General features: G+C 42.2%; 19 protein-coding genes and 1 pseudogene. 3 read left to right on the top strand and 17 right to left on the bottom strand.

The annotated features are described in order from the left end of the window. Positions 1-27 precede the first annotated feature (27 nt). The 6 genes from hscB to trmJ all read right to left on the bottom strand — a co-directional run bounded on the left by hscB (position 28) and on the right by trmJ (position 4,049). A complete protein-coding gene (gene hscB / locus P4S60_RS00855; protein ID WP_063701774.1) occupies positions 28-555 on the bottom strand; it encodes a co-chaperone HscB in 528 nt (175 codons plus the stop codon). Positions 556-633: 78 nt separating this feature from the next. Beyond that, positions 634-957: an iron-sulfur cluster assembly protein IscA gene (gene iscA, locus P4S60_RS00850; protein WP_054552502.1), complete on the bottom strand. Its 324-nt coding sequence runs from the start codon at positions 955-957 to the stop codon at positions 634-636. An 11-nt stretch (positions 958-968) separates the two neighbouring features. Next, complete coding sequence (gene iscU, locus P4S60_RS00845; protein WP_063701777.1) at positions 969-1,352, bottom strand: Fe-S cluster assembly scaffold IscU; 384 nt, start codon at positions 1,350-1,352, stop codon at positions 969-971. Between the two features lie 40 nt (positions 1,353-1,392). After that, positions 1,393-2,610 carry an IscS subfamily cysteine desulfurase gene (locus P4S60_RS00840; RefSeq protein WP_337114680.1) on the bottom strand — a complete coding sequence of 406 codons (1,218 nt, stop codon included), beginning with the start codon at positions 2,608-2,610 and terminating at the stop codon, positions 1,393-1,395. A 22-nt stretch (positions 2,611-2,632) separates the two neighbouring features. Then, positions 2,633-3,124 (bottom strand): Fe-S cluster assembly transcriptional regulator IscR, encoded by a 492-nt coding sequence (iscR, locus tag P4S60_RS00835; RefSeq protein ID WP_337114678.1) that lies wholly within the window; start codon positions 3,122-3,124, stop codon positions 2,633-2,635. A 202-nt stretch (positions 3,125-3,326) separates the two neighbouring features. Continuing rightward, positions 3,327-4,049, bottom strand: coding sequence for a tRNA (cytosine(32)/uridine(32)-2'-O)-methyltransferase TrmJ (trmJ, locus tag P4S60_RS00830; RefSeq protein ID WP_187489485.1), 723 nt, complete (start codon positions 4,047-4,049; stop codon positions 3,327-3,329). 395 nt (positions 4,050-4,444) lie between these two features. On the opposite strand from trmJ, the pseudogene suhB reads away from it, so the two are divergent. After that, positions 4,445-5,247, top strand: a pseudogene (gene suhB, locus P4S60_RS00825) (inositol-1-monophosphatase). A gap of 32 nt (positions 5,248-5,279) precedes the next feature. Here suhB and P4S60_RS00820 read toward each other — a convergent pair. The 8 genes from P4S60_RS00820 to queA form a co-directional block, all read right to left on the bottom strand. After that, on the bottom strand, positions 5,280-6,110 hold the full coding sequence (locus P4S60_RS00820; RefSeq protein WP_337114676.1) for a substrate-binding periplasmic protein: 831 nt from the start codon (positions 6,108-6,110) through the stop codon (positions 5,280-5,282). Between the two features lie 84 nt (positions 6,111-6,194). Then, positions 6,195-7,985, bottom strand: a complete 1,791-nt coding sequence (locus P4S60_RS00815) for a GGDEF domain-containing protein (protein WP_337114674.1) — start codon at positions 7,983-7,985, stop codon at positions 6,195-6,197. Between the two features lie 87 nt (positions 7,986-8,072). Continuing rightward, the gene (locus P4S60_RS00810) at positions 8,073-8,624 is read right to left on the bottom strand and encodes a hypothetical protein (RefSeq protein ID WP_337114673.1); all 552 of its coding nucleotides are present in this window, start codon (positions 8,622-8,624) and stop codon (positions 8,073-8,075) included. Between the two features lie 51 nt (positions 8,625-8,675). Next, complete coding sequence (gene secF, locus P4S60_RS00805; protein ID WP_337114672.1) at positions 8,676-9,623, bottom strand: protein translocase subunit SecF; 948 nt, start codon at positions 9,621-9,623, stop codon at positions 8,676-8,678. An 8-nt stretch (positions 9,624-9,631) separates the two neighbouring features. After that, on the bottom strand, positions 9,632-11,491 hold the full coding sequence (secD, locus tag P4S60_RS00800; RefSeq protein ID WP_337114671.1) for a protein translocase subunit SecD: 1,860 nt from the start codon (positions 11,489-11,491) through the stop codon (positions 9,632-9,634). A 22-nt stretch (positions 11,492-11,513) separates the two neighbouring features. Next, entirely contained in the window at positions 11,514-11,852 is a 339-nt protein-coding gene (yajC, locus tag P4S60_RS00795; protein ID WP_036973302.1) for a preprotein translocase subunit YajC, read from the bottom strand. Between the two features lie 29 nt (positions 11,853-11,881). Beyond that, the gene (tgt, locus tag P4S60_RS00790) at positions 11,882-13,009 is read right to left on the bottom strand and encodes a tRNA guanosine(34) transglycosylase Tgt (RefSeq protein WP_058583935.1); all 1,128 of its coding nucleotides are present in this window, start codon (positions 13,007-13,009) and stop codon (positions 11,882-11,884) included. 148 nt (positions 13,010-13,157) lie between these two features. After that, on the bottom strand, positions 13,158-14,189 hold the full coding sequence (gene queA, locus P4S60_RS00785; RefSeq protein ID WP_337114666.1) for a tRNA preQ1(34) S-adenosylmethionine ribosyltransferase-isomerase QueA: 1,032 nt from the start codon (positions 14,187-14,189) through the stop codon (positions 13,158-13,160). 214 nt (positions 14,190-14,403) lie between these two features. Between queA and P4S60_RS00780 the strand changes: the two genes are divergently transcribed. Next, a complete protein-coding gene (locus P4S60_RS00780) occupies positions 14,404-16,914 on the top strand; it encodes an EAL domain-containing protein (protein ID WP_105175041.1) in 2,511 nt (836 codons plus the stop codon). Positions 16,915-17,147: 233 nt separating this feature from the next. Then, positions 17,148-17,351, top strand: coding sequence for a hypothetical protein (locus P4S60_RS00775; RefSeq protein ID WP_063701809.1), 204 nt, complete (start codon positions 17,148-17,150; stop codon positions 17,349-17,351). Between the two features lie 22 nt (positions 17,352-17,373). Here P4S60_RS00775 and P4S60_RS00770 read toward each other — a convergent pair whose 3' ends face one another. Genes P4S60_RS00770 through P4S60_RS00760 form a run of 3 tightly spaced genes read right to left on the bottom strand, consistent with a single transcriptional unit; the run spans position 17,374 to position 18,956 of the window. After that, positions 17,374-18,282, bottom strand: a complete 909-nt coding sequence (locus tag P4S60_RS00770) for a hypothetical protein (protein WP_063701812.1) — start codon at positions 18,280-18,282, stop codon at positions 17,374-17,376. A gap of 1 nt (position 18,283) precedes the next feature. Further along, complete coding sequence (locus P4S60_RS00765) at positions 18,284-18,883, bottom strand: hypothetical protein (RefSeq protein WP_337114664.1); 600 nt, start codon at positions 18,881-18,883, stop codon at positions 18,284-18,286. After that, positions 18,876-18,956 carry a hypothetical protein gene (locus tag P4S60_RS00760; RefSeq protein ID WP_337116806.1) on the bottom strand — a complete coding sequence of 27 codons (81 nt, stop codon included), beginning with the start codon at positions 18,954-18,956 and terminating at the stop codon, positions 18,876-18,878. The genes P4S60_RS00765 and P4S60_RS00760 overlap by 8 nt, the downstream gene beginning before the upstream one ends. Between the last annotated feature and the right edge of the window lie 10 nt (positions 18,957-18,966).

Here is an 18,966-nt window from a genome sequence, read left to right as displayed (position 1 = left end):
AAATAGCTGTTGTGTAACAACTAACGATTAATCATCAAATAAACTGTCTTCAATACGCTCTAGTTCTTCGCGTAGCTTATAAACAAACTTTAATTTACGAATATTATCAGCAGCAGCCTGCCATTGTTGCTCATCACTGCTTGCGAGCTGAGCGGCTAATTCGCTACTGTATTGCTTGTCGAGCTGTTTAATTTGCGCTTCGAACTGGGCAATTGCTGCATCAGGATCTGCGGCATTTTCAAGCTCTTCTAATTCTTCACGCAGTTCCATTTGCTGCATTAAGAATAGCGGGTCTTGTAATGTTTGTTGCTCGGCGCGAATATCCACACCTAATTCACTAAGCATGTATTCAGCACGCTTTACCGGGTGTTTTAAGGTTTGTAATGCATCATTGATTTCGGCTGCACTTTGCACTGCAAGTAGCTTGTCGCGACTGCTAGAACTGGCATGACGATCTGGATGAACTGCACGTTGCAGCTCGAGGTAGTGTTTGTTAATTGTCGCTAAATCAATGTTGTAATCTACTGGAATTGCAAATAACTCAAAGTAACGCATTACATAATCCAACTCGGTAAACAGGAAAGAACAAAGCCCTACATAGGCAGGGCTTGAAGCAAAGAAAATTTTAATAGCTTAAACGGTGAAGCTTTCGCCGCAACCACACTCATCGGCTTGGTTCGGGTTGTTAAACTTAAACCCTTCATTCAAACCTTCTTTGGTGTAATCAAGCTCAGTACCATCAATGTAAACTAAGCTTTTGGCGTCAACGATCACTTTCACACCACGGCTTTCAAAAATTTCGTCGCCGTCTGCTAACTCATCAACAAATTCAAGAACATAAGCAAGACCTGAACAGCCCGTCGTTTTAATGCCAACGCGTAGGCCAATGCCTTTGCCGCGATTTGCTAAAAATGATTCTACGCGGTTTGCTGCCGCATCTGTCAATGTCACTGCCATGAATTTATCTCTTACTTCGCTTGTTTGCTTTTGTAATCAGCAATTGCTGCTTGAATCGCGTCTTCTGCTAAAATTGAACAGTGAATTTTCACTGGTGGTAATTCAAGCTCAGCACTGATATCAGTGTTTTTGATTGTTGCAGCTTCGTCTAATGTTTTGCCTTTTACCCACTCAGTTACAAGTGAAGAAGAAGCGATTGCGCTACCACAACCATATGTTTTGAATTTTGCATCTTCAATTACACCTTCTGGTGATACTTTGATTTGCAATTTCATTACGTCACCACACGCTGGTGCACCCACCATACCTGTTGCAACTGACGGATCATTTTTGTCTAAAGAACCCACGTTACGTGGATTTTCAACATGATCGATTACTTTATCACTATAAGCCATAATACTATCCTCACTACCTGCTAGCGGCGGCGATCACTGATTAGTGATGCGCCCACTCAACTGAATCTAAATCAATACCTTCTTGATGCATTTCCCATAGAGGAGACATCTCACGTAAACGGCCAATCGAGTTTTTGATTAGTTCGACGGTGTAATCAATCTCTTCTTCAGTCGTAAAGCGGCCAATGCTGAAACGAATTGAGCTGTGTGCTAATTCGTCATTGCGACCTAATGCACGTAGTACATAAGAAGGCTCTAAGCTTGCTGAGGTACAGGCTGAACCTGATGAAACAGCAATGTCTTTAACAGCCATTAATAACGACTCACCTTCAACAAAGTTGAAGCTGATATTTACAATACCCGGAACTGAGTGGCTTGGTTCACCGTTGAAGTAAACTTCGTCCATATCAGCCATGATGCCATCGTTCAGACGCTTACGAAGAGCGCTGATGTGTGCATGATCTTTTTCGAAATCTTCTTTAGCGATTCTAAATGCCGCACCCATACCAACTAATTGGTGCGTAGCCAGTGTGCCTGAACGCATACCACGCTCATGACCACCACCGTGCATTTGCGCTTCTAAGCGTGCACGAGGCTTACGACGAACATACAGTGCGCCTACACCTTTCGGGCCATATACTTTGTGGCCAGAGAATGACATGAAATCTACTTTTAACTGTTGCACGTCGATAAGTACTTTACCTGCGCTTTGTGCAGCGTCTACGTGGAACATAATTTTGCGCTCACGGCACATTTCGCCGATTGTCGCGATATCTTGGATAACACCTAGCTCGTTATTTACGTGCATTACGCTCACTAGTACTGTGTCGTCACGCATTGCAGCTTCAAGCTTTTTAAGGTCAAGTAAACCGTTTTCTTCAACGTCCATATAGGTTACTTCGAAACCTTGACGCTCTAGTTCACGACACGTATCAAGCACCGCTTTGTGCTCAGTTTTAACCGTGATAACGTGCTTGCCTTTCTTTTTATAGAACTGCGCAGCACCTTTAATTGCTAGGTTGTTTGATTCTGTAGCACCTGAAGTGAAAACAATTTCACGCGGGTCAGCGTTGATCAGATCAGCAATATCTGTACGTGCTTGATCAACCGCTTCTTCTGCTTGCCAACCAAAACGGTGTGAGCGTGATGCAGGGTTACCAAAATTACCGTCCATAGTCAGGCATTGCATCATTTCTTTTGCCACACGTTCATCAACAGGCGTGGTTGCTGCGTAATCTAAATAAATCGGTAACTTCATTTCTCTCTCCGCTTTCGTCAAGCTACAGTTGACAGCTTACTTGAATGTTTTCCAGTTGCTTAATTGCATTGTTGATGCTGTTATCTTGGCGTGATGCGACTTCTTTCACATCTGACTTTTCAACCAATTCAGCAAGGGTAATACTATTTAAAAACTCTTCGATACGTGCGCTTAAGTCCGACCATAAAGTGTGAGTCAAACAACGCATGCCGCTTTGGCAGCCACCCGTTGCGTTGTGGCAACGTGTTGCATCAACAGACTCATCAACGGCATTAATCACATCGCCGACAGAAATCTCGCTTGCTTCTCGACCTAATAAATATCCGCCACCTGGGCCACGCACAGAGGTCACAAGGCCATTTTTACGTAAACGGGCGAATAGTTGCTCAAGGTAAGATAACGAAATCTCTTGGCGTTCAGAAATATCGGCAAGAGGCACTGCACCCACATTTGTATGTAGTGCAACATCCAACATGGCGGTTACTGCGTATCTGCCTTTTGATGTTAACTTCATGGAGCCCCCGATGTTACTGCACGCTAAGGTGTGCAAATTTTAATTACCAGACCAAAATAGTCAAGTATTATCACTTGATAAAAATTGATACTTGCCATTGATAAAACCGAATACTTGACAAAAATAGTCAAGTACTAGGTACATTGTAATTACCTGAGTAATTTAGTCAAGTATTCTGGTGAATAAAGCTTATAACCTAAACTTATTTAATAGACTTATTAATTGAGGTAAGAATACCGCGTAAGATGTTCATCTCAGCTTCTTCTGGACGCGCGCGATTAAATAAACGACGTAACTTAGTCATCACCATGCCTGGGTGTTGTTTGATGATAAAACCCGTGTCATTTAATGTTTGCTCTAAGTGCTCGTAAAACAGCTCAGTTTGCTTTGCGTTTGGATAGACTGCTTCGTCTTCTTCTTGTACTTTTGGCTGTTTGTTTAAATAAGCCATACGTGTTTCATAACACAGCGTTTGCACGGCCATCGCGAGATTTAACGAGCTGTATTCAGGGTTTGCAGGAATACACACGTGGTAGTTACATTGTTGTAGTTCTTCGTTCGTTAAACCACTATTTTCGCGACCAAATACGAGTGCAACAGGGCCCTGTTCAGCCTCTGCCACTAATTTTTCACCACATTCACGCGGCTCAACCATAGGCCAAGATAAAGTACGTGAGCGCGCGCTGGTACCAATTGTTAAGCCACAATCAGCAATCGCATCTGCCAATGTATCAACAACTACTGTTTTACCTAAAACATCAGTTGCACCGGCTGCAAGCGCACTCGCATGACTGTCAATTTCACAAGCAGGATCAACAAGATATAAATTTGATAAGCCCATCGTTTTCATAGCACGTGCCGCTGAGCCAATATTACCAGAATGTGATGTGTTAACTAATACGATACGAATATCATCAAGTGTCATTGCGTTGTTACTTACTGAAAGTCAAAAATTGCGGGGATTATAACATAGGTATCAGGTATCAGGTATCAGATTTCAGATTTCAGATTTCAGATTTCAGATTTCAGATTTCACATTTCAGTAACTTTATGCAACACCTCCTTATTAACAATAATCATTTTATATTTGTTGGAGCCATCAAGATAGCAAACCCACTCGGGCCACTGATATCTAACTTCTGACGACTAATCACTTCCTCTGGTCACTAACCACTTCTTCTGAGATTAAATCAATAACAAAATCAGAATCGTACAAAAAACAACCTCATTTATTCGAGTTTCTTGTTTACTTTACGCTAGAAATCGCTAGAATACGCCGGCTTAAATATATTCGTTCTTTTACAACCCAAAGGTAATGCTATGCATCCAATGTTAAACATTGCGGTTCGTGCGCGCGTAACGCAGGCAAAATTTTACTTCGCGCAAGTGAAGATTTATCAAAAGTTGATGTACAACAAAAAGGCACTAACGATTTAGTGACTAACATCGACAAAGAAGCTGAAGCCGCAATTCGTGACACTATTTTAAAATCTTACCCTGATCATTGTATCGTAGGTGAAGAGCTTGGTGAGCATAAAGGTAAAGATGCAGATTACCAATGGATTGTAGACCCGCTTGATGGCACAACTAACTTCATCAAGGGTATCCCTCATTTCGCAGTATCAATTGCACTTAAAGTTAAAGGTCGTTTAGACCAAGCTGTTATCTATGATCCAATCCGCGGTGAATTATTCACAGCATCACGTGGTCAAGGCGCACAGCTTAACAGCAAGCGTTTACGCGTAACTAAAACTAACGAGTTAGCAGGTTCTGTACTTGCAACTGGTTTCCCATTCAAACAAAAGCACCACTTAGACGCATACTCTGAAGCGTTTAAAGCACTTTTCGTACACACTGCTGATATCCGCCGTGCAGGTTCTGCAGCATTAGATATGGCATATGTTGCTGCGGGTCGTGTTGATGGTTTCTTTGAAATTGGCCTTAAGCCTTGGGACACAGCAGCAGGTGAGCTTTTAGTTAAAGAAGCGGGCGGTATGGTTGTTGATTTCGCAGGTGGTATTAACTACAACCAAAGCGGCAACATTATCTGTGGTGCACCTAAGTTAACTCAAGCGATCATTCGTGAAATTCGCCCAGTTTTAACTGAGTCACTACTTCGCTAATAGCGGTTGTAATGCAAAAATACAAAAAGGAGCTAAAGCTCCTTTTTTTGTGGCTGAAAATAATCGTTGTCGAGTTTTATTTCTGTCACCTTACCTTCTGAAAATGGCAACTTCGCTAAGTCTTCGGCAAAGTAGCTAGCAAATAACTGTTCAAACTCGCCCGTACTTTTCATCACCTTGAGTCCTATTAACAGGGCTTCTGCCAATTCAGGCTTGTGGTTACTGACAAAAAAGTAAAATGCTGTTGGATAACTAATATAAAGGTCAGGCACTATAACCAGCTCGTCACTTTTGATTTGCTCCATTTCAGAAATGACTTCAATGAACGAGCGCGGAAAATAATCAACTCGCCCTCTGATCACTAAGCTAAACATTGCCTGATAATTTGCCAGCGGCCTAACTGTTAAGCCGTTTTGCGCAAGGATTTTAGTATCGGGCCAATCATGGCCTTGAATGGCACTAAACTGCGCTAAATCTTGTTTCGTTTTTACATCTTTAAAACGCGGTAAAAACGCTCGCTTAGTGAGTAATGCGCGTTTACCAATGTAGCCTTTAAACAGAGGTACTTTGACGGCTATTGCAAGGTGTTCTCGCTCAGGGCTTGTCATACTCCAAAACACATCGGCCTGCTTTTCATCGAGCATCAGCAATGTGCGCTGTTGATGGGGGTGAACCAGAACCTCGTTGATTTCTGCTTGATAATTACTGGCGCGCAAAGCTGCTGCCAGCAATTCATGAAGATAATAATCGCGTTTATACAGTGGGCGTTGTTCAATCGCTAAATTGACCACATTTTTAGCTTCTGTGGTAAGGCTGTATCCTAGGCTTAGCAATACTAGGATTGCACTACATAGTCGCTTCATTGTTATTTTTATTCATTGTGTTTTTTTTAAGCTACACCCAGTTAAACAGGGACACAAGTAAAATTAAGCGAACTTAAAATTTCTTCATGAACTGATAGATATCACTTCATCTTTTTGGCTGCTTAAACGCACCACTGCAGGGGCTGGTCGACTACGTTTACATACAAACAAGTGGCTACTCTGATAACGCTTGGCCTCTTTTTTCGCATCTGTTGCCAGCGTCGCGACTTGGTGGCTGTTAATACATAACTCTAAATCAGGCTTAACTAAACCGATTGATAATGTAAGTAGTGGCACAAACTGCTTTTTACCTTCTCGATTGCTTGCCCAATAACCCCCTTGCTCAATGTGTTCTGGGGTGAAAAAGGTGCGAGACTGCAGCTCAAACTTACTAATAATGTCATGACAAACTTGCTCTGCATCATTTTTATCAAACACCACCATAAAGTCATCACCGCCAATGTGCCCGACAAACCCTTTGCTAGTGCTACAGGCCTCTACGATGACTTCAGCAAGTAATTTTATAACGCTGTCACCACTGGCATAACCGTATAGGTCATTGAATTGTTTAAAGTGGTTTAAATCAACGTATGCGAGTGAGAACGGATAATTATTGCGAAGTCTCAGCTCAATTGCTTCGTTAATCGCAACATTACCCGGCAGCATAGTCAGCGGGTTGGCATGTTGCGCATGGCGAATTTTTTCTTCGGTAATGTGTTTTAAGATATTACGCAATGGCGCCAAACCTAAGTATTCACCACTTCGGGTGATCACAATGTGGCGTCGAATATCAAACTCAAATTCGGTAATTTGCTGACTCACCGTATCGAGTAACTCGTTTTCGTCTACCACTAACGGCTGTTTATCCATTAAAGAAGTAACTGGCTGCTTATCATAAAGTGCATGGCCATAGGGCGCGGCAAACACTTCAGTGAGTTGATCTCGGTGTAATAAGCCAACAGGAATATTGTGCTCTAATACGGCAAGACTAGTTAGTGCTTTATCTTGTTCAAAGATACTGTGGGCATCTTTACAGCGGGTTGTTGCTTCAATGCTGGCGTGCTCGACTGCCAACCAACCAATCGCCATAGACTGCTCAAAAGTATTGCTATTGTCTGATGACTCTAAGTGTTTTAAGCAGTGGATATTAATTTCGTAACTTGGCTGTAAGCTCGGCCGTTCGAGTAAAAAGCCTTGTGCGTGCTGCACGCCTAAGCTTTCGAGTAAACGAAGCTCCTCTGCCCGTTCAATGCCTTCTGCGATAACTTGCGTATTGGTGGCTTTTGCAAGCTCAATAATTGACTTTAAAAACTCTTTTTTAACCACACTCTGGTCGCAATGATCAATAAAGTAGCGGTCTATTTTTACAAACTCAGGACATAACTCAGACCATTGCTTTAAACCCGAATAGCCAGCCCCTAAGTCATCAATAGCAATCGAAAAACCTAGTTCGCGGTAATGAGCAATGGTCTTTAACAATAAAAAGCCATCATCGACTTTTTCTTGCTCTGTAACTTCAATGACTACTCGGTTAGTTGCAAGGCCAAAGTGTTCAACTAGGTGTAATGTTTCACCTTTAGGATGGCAAGGATCGAGTAAGGTTTTAGGGCTTACATTTAAGAATAACTTGCCTTGTAAATTGAGTTTCACAAAGTTCTCAATTGCCCTACTGCGGCAAAGTAGCTCTAACTCAGAGACCTTATGGCAAGCAATTGCTGCGCTGAATAATGCACTCGGCATTTCTAACTCAGACCCTTTTGGGCCGCGGCTTAATGCCTCATAGCCCAAAATATGTTGATTAGAAATATCAAAGATAGGTTGAAACAAGGTTTCAATAGCACTGTTATCTAAGATCTGCTGTAGTTGTGCGTTCACCTTACACCTAGCGTTAGCAATACAAATAGGTGGGTAAATTATCAACCTTGTATGACAATTTTATGGCAAGGCTATGACGAGTACTGACTACTCAATAGCGGTGATCAGCTCAAGTTGCTTAATGCGAGCAAAACTATCTATCATCTTTAATTTCGCATTTTGGTAATCACTCTGTGCTAAATCAGCTTGTTGCGCTAGCGAATAGACGGCAAGCGGATTAAGTAATAACTGCTGTGCATGGTAGCAACTTGCTGCAGCAAACTCAGGAAGGTTTGGCTCGAGGTTGATAATGATTTCATTCTTTAACGCGTCTGTGTCATTACTTTGCGGTTGCTGAAACTCGGTTGCGCCTGCCAGCGCATGCAAACTTGCCTCACACTCCGGCAGCTGCGCTTTTAGGTTTAAAAACAAACCTGTTGATGAGGTAATTAACTTAAGCGTCAAGTCTTGTAGTTGCTGAGTTGTTGATTGGTTTTGCAATGCCTCTACAATTTGCCAAGCTAAACCTTGGTAGTTGTCGAACTGCTGCTCTAGTGTTACCTCAGGTATTTGCTGCACTTCTGTCTGTTTTGGCTCTGGCTTATCGTCACAAGCACTGAGCATTAAAAGTATAAACACGCTAAACATCAGGTGTTTCATAATGTCTCCCATAAAAAAACCGCCCTAGGGCGGTTTTCTTTGTATCACTGATTAAGGCATAGGATCGAGATCCGCACCTTCTTTTTCAATTACTTCTGGAATTAAATCCTCTTTACTTACACCCATTGCAATTGCTACTGCTGAAGCAACGTAAATAGACGAGTAAGTACCGATAAACACACCAAATAGTAACGCAGTTGCGAAACCGTGGATCGTTTGACCACCCCATACGAACAATGCAATCAATACTAAAATTGTCGTGATTGAAGTAACTAATGTACGGTTTAACGTCTGCGTTAATGAAATATCGATAATTTCAATCGTGTCATCAACACGCACTTTACGGAAGTTTTCACGGATACGGTCAGATACAACGATAGTATCGTTGAGTGAGTAACCGATTACCGCCAAGATTGCCGCAAGAATCGTTAAGTCAAACTCAAGACCTAGCACTGAGAATAAACCTAATGTGATGATAACGTCATGTAATAGTGCTGAAACCGCACCTACCGCAAATCGCCATTCAAAACGAAACGCAACGTAAATTAAGATACAGATAAGTGCAGTTAACATGGCAAGGCCACCCTGCTCTTTCAGATCTTCACCCACACTTGGGCCAACAAATTCGATACGACGCATTTCTACTGTCGGCTCAATTTTTTGCAATGCCGTAATGATTTGGTTACCAATAACTTCTGCTTTAACGCCTGCACCTTGCGGTGCAAGACGTACTAAAATCTCTTTACTTGAGCCAAACAGCTGCACCGAGAAATCTTCAAAACCACTTTCTGTGATTGCATCACGTACTTGTTTAAGATCGGGTGCTTCTGTAAAGCCTACTTCAACAGCGGTACCGCCAGTAAAGTCGAGACCGAAGTTTAAGCCTTTAGTAAAAAACGATACGAAAGAAGCCAAAATCAACAAGGTTGATACTGTCATGGCAAACTTACGTAACTTCATAAAGCCGAGTGTTTTACCACCGAGTTTTAAAATTTGCATGCTGACTCCTAAATCGACAACTTCTCAATACGCTTACCGCCAATGAATAAGTTGATTACCGCACGGGTACCAACAATGGCTGTAAACATAGAGGTGATAATACCAATCGCAAGTGTTACTGCGAAACCAGCAATAGGACCAGTACCCACTGCAAATAGGATCACTGCTGCGATTAGCGTTGTGATGTTAGCATCGAAAATCGTACTAAATGCGCTGTCGTAACCAAAATGAACAGCTTGTTGCGGGCTACGGCCATCAGCAAGTTCTTCACGAATACGTTCAAAAATAAGTACGTTGGCGTCAACCGCCATACCTACGGTCAATACGATACCTGCAATACCCGGTAGTGTTAACGCTGCACCTGGGATAAGCGACATTACGCCGACGATTAATACTAGGTTTGCGCCCAGTGCCAAATTTGCCACCATGCCAAACCCTTTGTAGTAAACAAGCATAAATACAAGTACAAACACAAAACCAAGCACAACCGCAGTCATACCCGCTTCGATGTTCTCTTGACCTAGGCTTGGACCTACTGTGCGCTCTTCAACAATTTGAATTGGCGCTACAAGTGCACCGGCACGAAGTAATAAACTTAGGTTATGTGCTTCAGCTGGGTTATCGATACCAGTAATACGGAATGAACGGTCAAGGCGCGCTTGAATGGTTGCCACGTTGATCACCTCTTCCACTTTAATTGGCGGAAGCGCTTTACCGTTTTCATCTGTTTTACCCGATGGCTTGTATTCAATGAATACCGTTGCCATGCGTTTACCGATAGCACGCTTAGTGAACGCATTCATTTTTGCGCCACCTTTGCTGTCTAGCGTAATGCTAACTTGTGGACGTTGATACTCATCTGTGCCTGATTGCGCACCAGTAATATGACTACCTTCAAGAATGATGCGTTGCTTAAGTACCACAGGGTAACCTTCACGCGCCATGATCATTTCTGTACCTGGCGGTAAACGACCTTGCAGCGCAGCACTTGCATCTGCGTTTTCGTCAACTTCGCGGAATTCGAGTGTTGCTGTTGCACCCAGAATTTCTTTAGCACGCGCCGTATCTTGCACACCCGGAAGTTGCACGATGATACGCTCAGCACCTTGGCGCTGTACGTTAGGCTCTGCAACACCGATTTGGTTAATACGGTTACGGATAATCGTTTCGTTTTGTTTGATAGCGTAGTCACGAATTTCTTTTAACTTTTGCTCGCTCATGCTCACGTAAAAAGCATTGTCGCTGCTGCTATCATCAACGTATACGTTTAATGGGTAACGTGTTGATAAGAAACGCTCTGCTGCGCCTTTATCTTCTTCGTTACGCATTTCAACACGTAATCGCTCGCTATTCGCTACACGGCGAATGGTACGATAACGTAGTTTTTCTTCACGTAAGTCACTTTTGAAATCTTGTTCCATTTGCTCAAGCTGAGTATCAACCGCCGTCGCCATGTCGATTTCCATAGTAAAGTGAACACCACCGCTTAAATCTAGGCCTAGTTTCATTGGGTTACCACCCAAAGACTTTAACCACTCAGGTTGAGCAGGCGCCATGTTGATTGCTGAGATGTAATCTTCACTAAGGGAATCACGCAGTAGATCTTGCGCTTTTAGTTGGTCTTCAACATTTTTAAAACGAACGAGGATTTGTCCGTCTTCAAGTTTGCTTGATTTAACAGTAACGTTATGTTCTTTGAGAGTCGCATTTACTTTATCGAGTACGCTTAGGTCAGCATCAGTACCTTTAGTGCCAGATACTTGGATGGCCGGGTCACGGCCATACAAGTTAGGTGAGGCATATAAAATACCAACGACTAACACTACAAGAACAAGTAAATACTTCCATAATGGAAACTTGTTTAACACGTGTGAGTCCTTATTTTTATTGTTATAGCGACTTCATAGTGCCTTTTGGCAATACTGCAGAAACAGCTGATTTTTGTACTGTTACTTCTGCTTGGTCGTTTAATGAAATCACGATGAAGTCTTTGTCATCAGCGATTTTAGCAATCTTACCTACTAAACCACCTTGCGTTAGTACTTCGTCGCCTTTCGCCATTGCGCTCATTAGGGCTTTATGCTCTTTTACACGCTTAGCTTGTGGACGGTAGATTAAGAAATAAAATACCAGACCGAAAATGCCCAACATGATTAGCATTTCCATGCCACCACCTGCTGGTGCTGCACCTGCCGCACTTGCGTGGGCGTTTGAGATGAATAAACTCATTTCACTTCCTCTTTAATTTTTCTAAAAATTTAATCTGATGTATCTGCAAGCTCTGGTACTTCTTGACCACGGCGTGCATAAAAATCTGCAACAAATTCGTCTAGTTTGCCATTGCTGATGGCATTACGTAAGCCTTCCATCACGCGTTGATAATAACGTAAGTTGTGAATCGTGTTTAGACGTGCGCCTAAGATTTCATTACATTTATCAAGATGATGCAAGTATGCACGTGAATAGTTTTTACATGTATGACAATCACACTCAGGATCCAGTGGACCGGTGTCTGTTTTATGTACTGCATTACGGATTTTAACAATGCCGCCAGTAACGAATAAGTGACCGTTACGGGCATTACGCGTAGGCATTACACAGTCAAACATATCGATACCACGGCGAACCGCTTCAACTAAGTCTTCAGGTTTACCAACACCCATTAAGTAACGAGGTTTGTCTTCTGGCATTTTGTAAGCACAGTGATCAAGAATATTGATCATCTCGTTTTTCGGCTCACCAACCGATAAACCACCTAATGCATAACCATCAAAGCCGATTTCTTCTAAGCCTTTTTGTGATTGTGCACGAAGCTCAGGGTACATACCACCTTGGATAATACCAAATAGCGCAGCTGGGTTATCACCATGGCCTTCTTTTGAGCGTTTAGCCCAACGAAGTGACAACTCCATAGAGTCTTTCGCTTCTTTTTCTGTCGCTGGGTATGGCGTACATTCGTCAAAAATCATTACGATGTCAGAGCCTAGATCACGCTGAACTTGCATCGCTTTTTCTGGCGAAAGCATGATTTTTTCACCATTAACGGGTGAGCTGAACATCACGCCTTCTTCTGTGATTTTACGCATTGCGCCTAAGCTGAATACTTGGAAACCGCCTGAATCAGTTAGGATTGGACGATCCCAATTCATGAAGTCGTGTAAGTCACCGTGCTGCTTAATGATTTCTGTGCCAGGACGTAACATTAAATGGAAAGTGTTACCTAAGCAGATTTGCGCGCCAGTATCTTTTACTTCGTCAGGGGTCATGCCCTTAACTGTGCCGTAAGTACCTACCGGCATAAATGCAGGGGTTTCTACAACGCCACGTTCAAAAATCAAGCGGCCGCGGCGCGCTTTACCGTCAGTGCGGTCTAATTCAAATTTCATATTATCCTCAGTGTCGGAAAAACAGTCCAACAAGCTATAATTTAACCGCTCGATTCTACCCTGTTTGCAGGTTTATTACTATTAATTGGGCTAAATTCGAAAATAAAAAGCCCAGTTCAAAAACTGGGCTTTTTATTGGGTATAATCGTTATTTACGCGTTAAGAACATCGCATCGCCATAACTAAAGAAGCGATACTGTTCTTTTATCGCCGTATGATAAGCACCCATAATGTTATCTTGGCCTGCAAAGGCACTGACTAACATAATCAATGTTGATTCCGGTAAGTGGAAATTTGTTACCATGGCATCAACCACATTGAACTGATAACCCGGGTAAATAAAGATATCGGTATCACCAAAGTAAGTATTTAATTTGCCGCCGTGCACTTTAGCAGCAGACTCTAACGAGCGAACTGAGGTAGTACCTACGGCTATTACGCGACCACCTTTCGCTTTCGTTTCAGCGACCGCTTTAACCACATCATCAGGTACTTCAATGTACTCAGAGTGCATAACATGCTCGTCAACTGAGTCAACGCGCACAGGCTGGAATGTACCCGCACCGACATGCAAAGTCACAAACGCCATGTTAATGCCCTTATCTTTTAAGGCCGCCATTAACTTATCATCAAAATGCAGGCCCGCAGTTGGCGCGGCAACAGCACCAGGCTTTTCACCATAAACCGTTTGGTAGCGCTCGCGATCTGACTCATTATCAGGGCGGTCAATATAAGGTGGTAATGGCATGTGGCCGATGTCGTTTAAGATATCGAGGACATTTTCGTCTTTGGCAAATTCAAGCTCAAAAAGCTCGCTATGACGCGCAACCATGGTTGCTTCAGCTTTACCTTCAAGAATGATTTTTGAGCCTGGTTTTGGCGATTTGCTAGCTCGCACATGCGCAAGCACACGGTGCTCGTCAAGTACGCGTTCAACTAACACCTCAAGCTTACCGCCCGATTCTTTTTGCCCAAACATGCGGGCAGGGATCACTTTAGTGTTATTAAAAACTAATAAGTCATTTTTATTAACAAGCGATAAAATATCACTAAACACTTTATGCTCAAGGTGGCCTGATGGGCCATCAAGCGTCAGTAAACGGCTGCTAGTTCGATCTGCTTTCGGAAAACGAGCAATTAATTCATCAGGAAGGTCAAAGCTAAAATCAGCTACGCGCATAGAGCATATCTCTCATTAATAAAAACGCGCCAAGTTTACTCTGATACGCCCACCACCTCAAGCAAAGCCCTGTGCCAACTTCGTACAAGCTTAAAGGATTGCAAACTTAAGTACTTATTAACCGCTTTTGGGTAAAGTTTGCTTGTAGATTAGGCAAAATGTCATTATTCTAGCTTATTCACTAAACATGGTTTAAGTAAGAGGTAGTAGCGCCATGGCCAAGCAGTTAAAGCTGCTAATTTTGAACGCAAGCGTTGCTGAGCGTGAGACTATTAAGTCGACATTAAACAAGCTTAATGTTTTCATGTTTATCGAAGCCAGTGACTCTCAAGATGCGCTAAAAATTCTCAAAAGCCACCCGGTGGATATTATCATTACAGGCCTTGAAGTCGGTAAGATTGATGGTTGGCGCTTTTCACGCATGATCCGTTCAGGGTTATTAAAAACCCCAAAAAACACACCTATTTTACTTACTCCACCAATCTATTGTGAACGTATAGCCGAAACCACTGCTCGCAGCTATGGCATTGATGCTGTTCTTCCATTTGAACGCCAAGATATGTTGCCGCAAGTGCTTGCCAACGTGTTATCAACACACCTTGAAAAAAGTAGTCGCCTTAATTTATTACTGCTTGAAACCGATAACCGTAAGGCAAAGGATATCAGCGAACAGCTAAAACTTAGCTTCGCGATAACCCATACCACCTCAACAAAAGCGACGCTTGCGACCTATCTACAACAAAAGTTTGCCATTGTATTGATTGACGCCACCGAGTCTCATTCAGATACTGCGGCTGGGTTAATTAGCGAAATATTACAACACAACCCTAAGCAAGCAATCGTAACCATTATTGATAACAATGATGCAGATTACGCAGAGCAGTTATTACTTTCTGGTGTTACTGATTTTATTCGCGCCCCGTACGATCATTCATTATTGAGTAAAGTGTGTGACCACGCTGCTCGTCGTGAAGATTTCATGGTTAGCTACGCAGAGTTTGCACAAAAAGTAGAACAACTAAGCCAAAGTCAAAGCCGTTATAAAGAGCTGTTTTCTGCCCACCAACGTATCTTATTACATTTAAATACGGTGGTACTTGAGTTTAACCAAGAGGGAAATATTCGCTTTATTAACCCAGCTTGGGAGCACTTAACAGGCTATGGCATTAAGTCTAGCTTGGCAAAATCATTGACTGATTTTTGTTTGCCTGAGTGCAAAACAAAGCTACAAGATACAATTCAGAGTATTTTGCATGGTGGTGAGCAACAGCAACAGGTAGAGATCCAACTTAAGCATAAAAATGGCAATGCTATTTGGGTTGAGTGCCGTTTACAGCTGATTAAAAACAGCCAAAACTCTGCGACCATTACCGCCACTATTGATAACATTCATGAACGTAAGCAGGCTGAGTTACAACTTCGCCATTTAGCCTTGCACGATACGCTCACAGAGCTACATAACCGTTACTACTTTGACCAACAGTTACAACGTATTTGTAAGGCCAAATACACCAGTAAAGATACAGAGCATGCGCTCATCTATATCGATTTAGATCACTTTAAAATCATTAACGACAGTAAAGGCCATCAACAAGGTGACATCGTTTTAAAAGAGGTTGCCCAGTTATTCACTGCGAATATCAGTGATGAGCATTTAGTGTGCCGCATCGGTGGTGATGAATTTGCCGTGATCTTAAAAAATACTAACTTACTTGATGCACACTTGGTGGCAGAAAGTATTTGTATGGCGATTGAAAAACACCGCTTTCACTCCGAAGGCCAAGAGTACTCAATTAGCTGCTCTATTGGTTTAACGCAAATCACCGAGCAAAATAACGACCCAAGTGAATGTTTAAAGCAAGCTGATATCGCCCTTTATGTAGCAAAAAGCTTAGGCCGTAACTTAGTTCACTGTTACTCAAAAGAAGATAGCCATCATAACAGCTTACAAGCGGGTCTTGAGTGGGGTCATAGCATTCGCCAAGCATTACAACATGATGCAATCGAACTGCACTATCAACCAATTTGGGACTTCAAACGCGGCCATGTTGCTTATTTTGAAGCGCTATTACGTTTGAAGTTGAATGACGAGCTTATTTATCCCAACCAGTTTATTCCTGCGCTTGAGCTTTTAAACGATACCTTTTTAATGGATCAATGCGTCATTCGTAATGCCATTAAGAGCGTTGCCGAGTACCCAGAGCTTAATCAAGTCGCAATTAACTTATCAGCACAGTCGTTTTTAGATGAGCGCCTATTGCCGCACATTGAATCGAGCTTAAAAGAATATAATGTTGAACCAACACGCATTATTTTTGAGATCACCGAGTCTGCGAGTATCAATAACCTGGTTGCAACCCGTGCGATGATCGAGCGTTTAAACGGCTTAGGCTGTCATTTCTCAATTGATGACTTTGGTACCGGCTTTAGTACCTTCAACTACCTTAAACAATTACCGGCTCAGCATGTAAAAATTGATGGCTCATTTGTTCGTGATATGTTGAATGACCCAATCGATTTAGCTCTTGTAAAAGCGATCAATGATATTAGCCGTTCGCTTGATAAGCGCTCTGTAGCTGAATATGTTGAAAACAAAGATATATTCTTAGCACTAAAAGAAATTGGTATAGACTATGGTCAAGGGTACTTTATTGCCCGCCCTGTACCGGTTGAAAAAATTAGCGCTGAACTTAAAAAAATATCTGAAAATAATCTGTTTAATTAACAGTTAGCTAACATTAAAAAGCCTAGCTCTGATACATTTTTAAACATTTTTTATTAGTTTTTAAGCTTCCATACTCACAATACTCATCTATACTTTAATCCACAGCAAGAACAAATGTCGTGGTTTTATGGTGATTGCCAAATAAAAACATGACATTACTTATTACATTAAACATACTGAATATAACTTAACATCGTTAAGTCCATGTATTGACGGTATAAAGGAGAAAAGTGATGACACAACTAATCGTTTTGTTGCTGATTGTGAATCTAGGGATAGCGTATCAATGTTACCGTAATGCGACCTTTAAGGGGTATCCGGTAAAAATATTTACAGGGCTAGGTTTAGTCCCTTACTTCAACTTAGTCGTGTGGGTTTATTTGTTGTTTTTACCTGACTTAAAACCATTTTCAATGAATGAAAAGCAGCCACTTTAGGCTGCTTTTTAGTTGGGAGAATTTAAAAGCGATAACTTGATGCCTTGTCGATAAGTTGTGCGGCTTTTATATCGCCAACCACGCACTTTTTGATATCTGACTTTTTAAATACTTTAACCAGCTCACCCTTACCTTCACTCACACCGCGAATGATAAAGCTCACATGTTCATCGTTAGGCAGGCTTCTTAAACCGCTACCATAATCACATAAGGTCAGTGATAAGCTTTTATCTACTTGCTTAGCTAAAGCAGCCAACTGCTGTTGTTGCTCTTTCACACGAGCTTGTTTTTTCTCAGCTAGCTCTTTGCGCATTTCTTGTTGTTTTAAAGACAGCTTTTGCTGCTCTTTCTCAAGCTCTTTAATTGATGCTTGTAGTGCTTGTTTACGTTTTTCGAGCTCTTGCTCTTTAGCATCTTTATCGTGGCGACGATCAAACTCAAGGTCACGCTTTTCACGTTCAAGATCACGGATTTCACGGCTCACATCGCGCTCTTGCTCGGCAACTTCACGCACTCGTTCTGCACTTTCGCGCATCACTTCCATGGCCTGCTGATAGGCTTCTTGCGTTTTTACGACCACCGCATCGCTGATCACTTGCACATGCTCGCCTAGCACTTCGATTTCAGTTAGCTCTTCAAAATCGATATCTGGCATGGGTGGAAGCGGTGCATCAGGCACTGACGCAAACACTGTAGACCAGCGTGAGCCGCCTCTTACGTCAAAGCTAAACACCACACCTTGATGCTGCAAATAACTTGATGATACGTTTCTTACCTTGTTATCGGTGTCTTGTTTTAATGCTGCTGTGAGAATTTTTTCCATGATCCCGACTTCACGCTGAATTTTATCTAATTCATCACTTGCTTGTGCTTGTACGCTTACTGCTGTGCAAAGCAATAAGGCAGCCGTGGTTGATTTGTATTTTGACATCTTAATACTCCAAATTGTTGGCAACGGTTGGCATTGGCCTGCCATCCACTTGCTCTGCTAAATCATTTAACTGCATACGTAAGTACGCTTGGTCTTGGGCGCGCTGTGTTTTGATATAAGCCAGCACGCTGGCAATATCTTCTTGGCGCTCTACTCGCCCGGTTTTAATTGCTTCTTTGGCCAGTTGATACATCTGCTGTTGCTGCACTTCGTTTTGCGCAGTGATGATGTTTTGCAACTGATCAATTTGCTTTTGTTGTGACTCTAATAAATTGGTTTGTTTAGCCACTTGTTCGAGTAACTGCTGGTTTCCTTGCTGTGGATTACTAACAAAAATCCACGCGCAAAATGCAATTGATGCAGCTACTGCCCACATCCCAGAACCAAAAAACAAACTCGTTTTTTGCACTTTGGGCATCGTGGATTCTCGATCCCAGTTTGGTACAGATACTGTTTCATAGTGGTGACTTTGTTGTTGCCACTGCATTGCATTGTTCATCATTAATGCATACTCAGCATCGGCTTGAAGTAACGCAATTTGCTCATCAGTTAGGCTTTCGCCTTCTAACCATGCGGTAAATAATGAATCTAAATTAGCCATCTACGGCCTCCAAATGCACTTTTAACTTACCAAGCGCACTGTATAGTCTTGATTTAGCTGTATTGGTTGAAATACCTAATTGC

Source organism: Pseudoalteromonas sp. Hal040, assembly GCF_037162425.1.
GTDB classification, from domain to species: Bacteria; Pseudomonadota; Gammaproteobacteria; order Enterobacterales; family Alteromonadaceae; genus Pseudoalteromonas; species Pseudoalteromonas gelatinilytica.
The sequence above is the reverse complement of the archived record's forward strand: the minus strand, read 5'-3'. Positions and strand labels throughout refer to the sequence as shown.

Coding starts and splice junctions, on each gene's coding strand:
- hscB (WP_063701774.1), bottom strand. CDS start 555: ATGCGTTACTTTGAGTTATTTGCAATTCCAGTAGATTACAACATTGAT.
- iscA (WP_054552502.1), bottom strand. CDS start 957: ATGGCAGTGACATTGACAGATGCGGCAGCAAACCGCGTAGAATCATTT.
- iscU (WP_063701777.1), bottom strand. CDS start 1,352: ATGGCTTATAGTGATAAAGTAATCGATCATGTTGAAAATCCACGTAAC.
- P4S60_RS00840 (WP_337114680.1), bottom strand. CDS start 2,610: ATGAAGTTACCGATTTATTTAGATTACGCAGCAACCACGCCTGTTGAT.
- iscR (WP_337114678.1), bottom strand. CDS start 3,124: ATGAAGTTAACATCAAAAGGCAGATACGCAGTAACCGCCATGTTGGAT.
- trmJ (WP_187489485.1), bottom strand. CDS start 4,049: ATGACACTTGATGATATTCGTATCGTATTAGTTAACACATCACATTCT.
- P4S60_RS00820 (WP_337114676.1), bottom strand. CDS start 6,110: ATGAAGCGACTATGTAGTGCAATCCTAGTATTGCTAAGCCTAGGATAC.
- P4S60_RS00810 (WP_337114673.1), bottom strand. CDS start 8,624: ATGAAACACCTGATGTTTAGCGTGTTTATACTTTTAATGCTCAGTGCT.
- secF (WP_337114672.1), bottom strand. CDS start 9,623: ATGCAAATTTTAAAACTCGGTGGTAAAACACTCGGCTTTATGAAGTTA.
- yajC (WP_036973302.1), bottom strand. CDS start 11,852: ATGAGTTTATTCATCTCAAACGCCCACGCAAGTGCGGCAGGTGCAGCA.
- tgt (WP_058583935.1), bottom strand. CDS start 13,009: ATGAAATTTGAATTAGACCGCACTGACGGTAAAGCGCGCCGCGGCCGC.
- queA (WP_337114666.1), bottom strand. CDS start 14,189: ATGCGCGTAGCTGATTTTAGCTTTGACCTTCCTGATGAATTAATTGCT.
- P4S60_RS00780 (WP_105175041.1), top strand. CDS start 14,404: ATGGCCAAGCAGTTAAAGCTGCTAATTTTGAACGCAAGCGTTGCTGAG.
- P4S60_RS00775 (WP_063701809.1), top strand. CDS start 17,148: ATGACACAACTAATCGTTTTGTTGCTGATTGTGAATCTAGGGATAGCG.
- P4S60_RS00770 (WP_063701812.1), bottom strand. CDS start 18,282: ATGTCAAAATACAAATCAACCACGGCTGCCTTATTGCTTTGCACAGCA.
- P4S60_RS00765 (WP_337114664.1), bottom strand. CDS start 18,883: ATGGCTAATTTAGATTCATTATTTACCGCATGGTTAGAAGGCGAAAGC.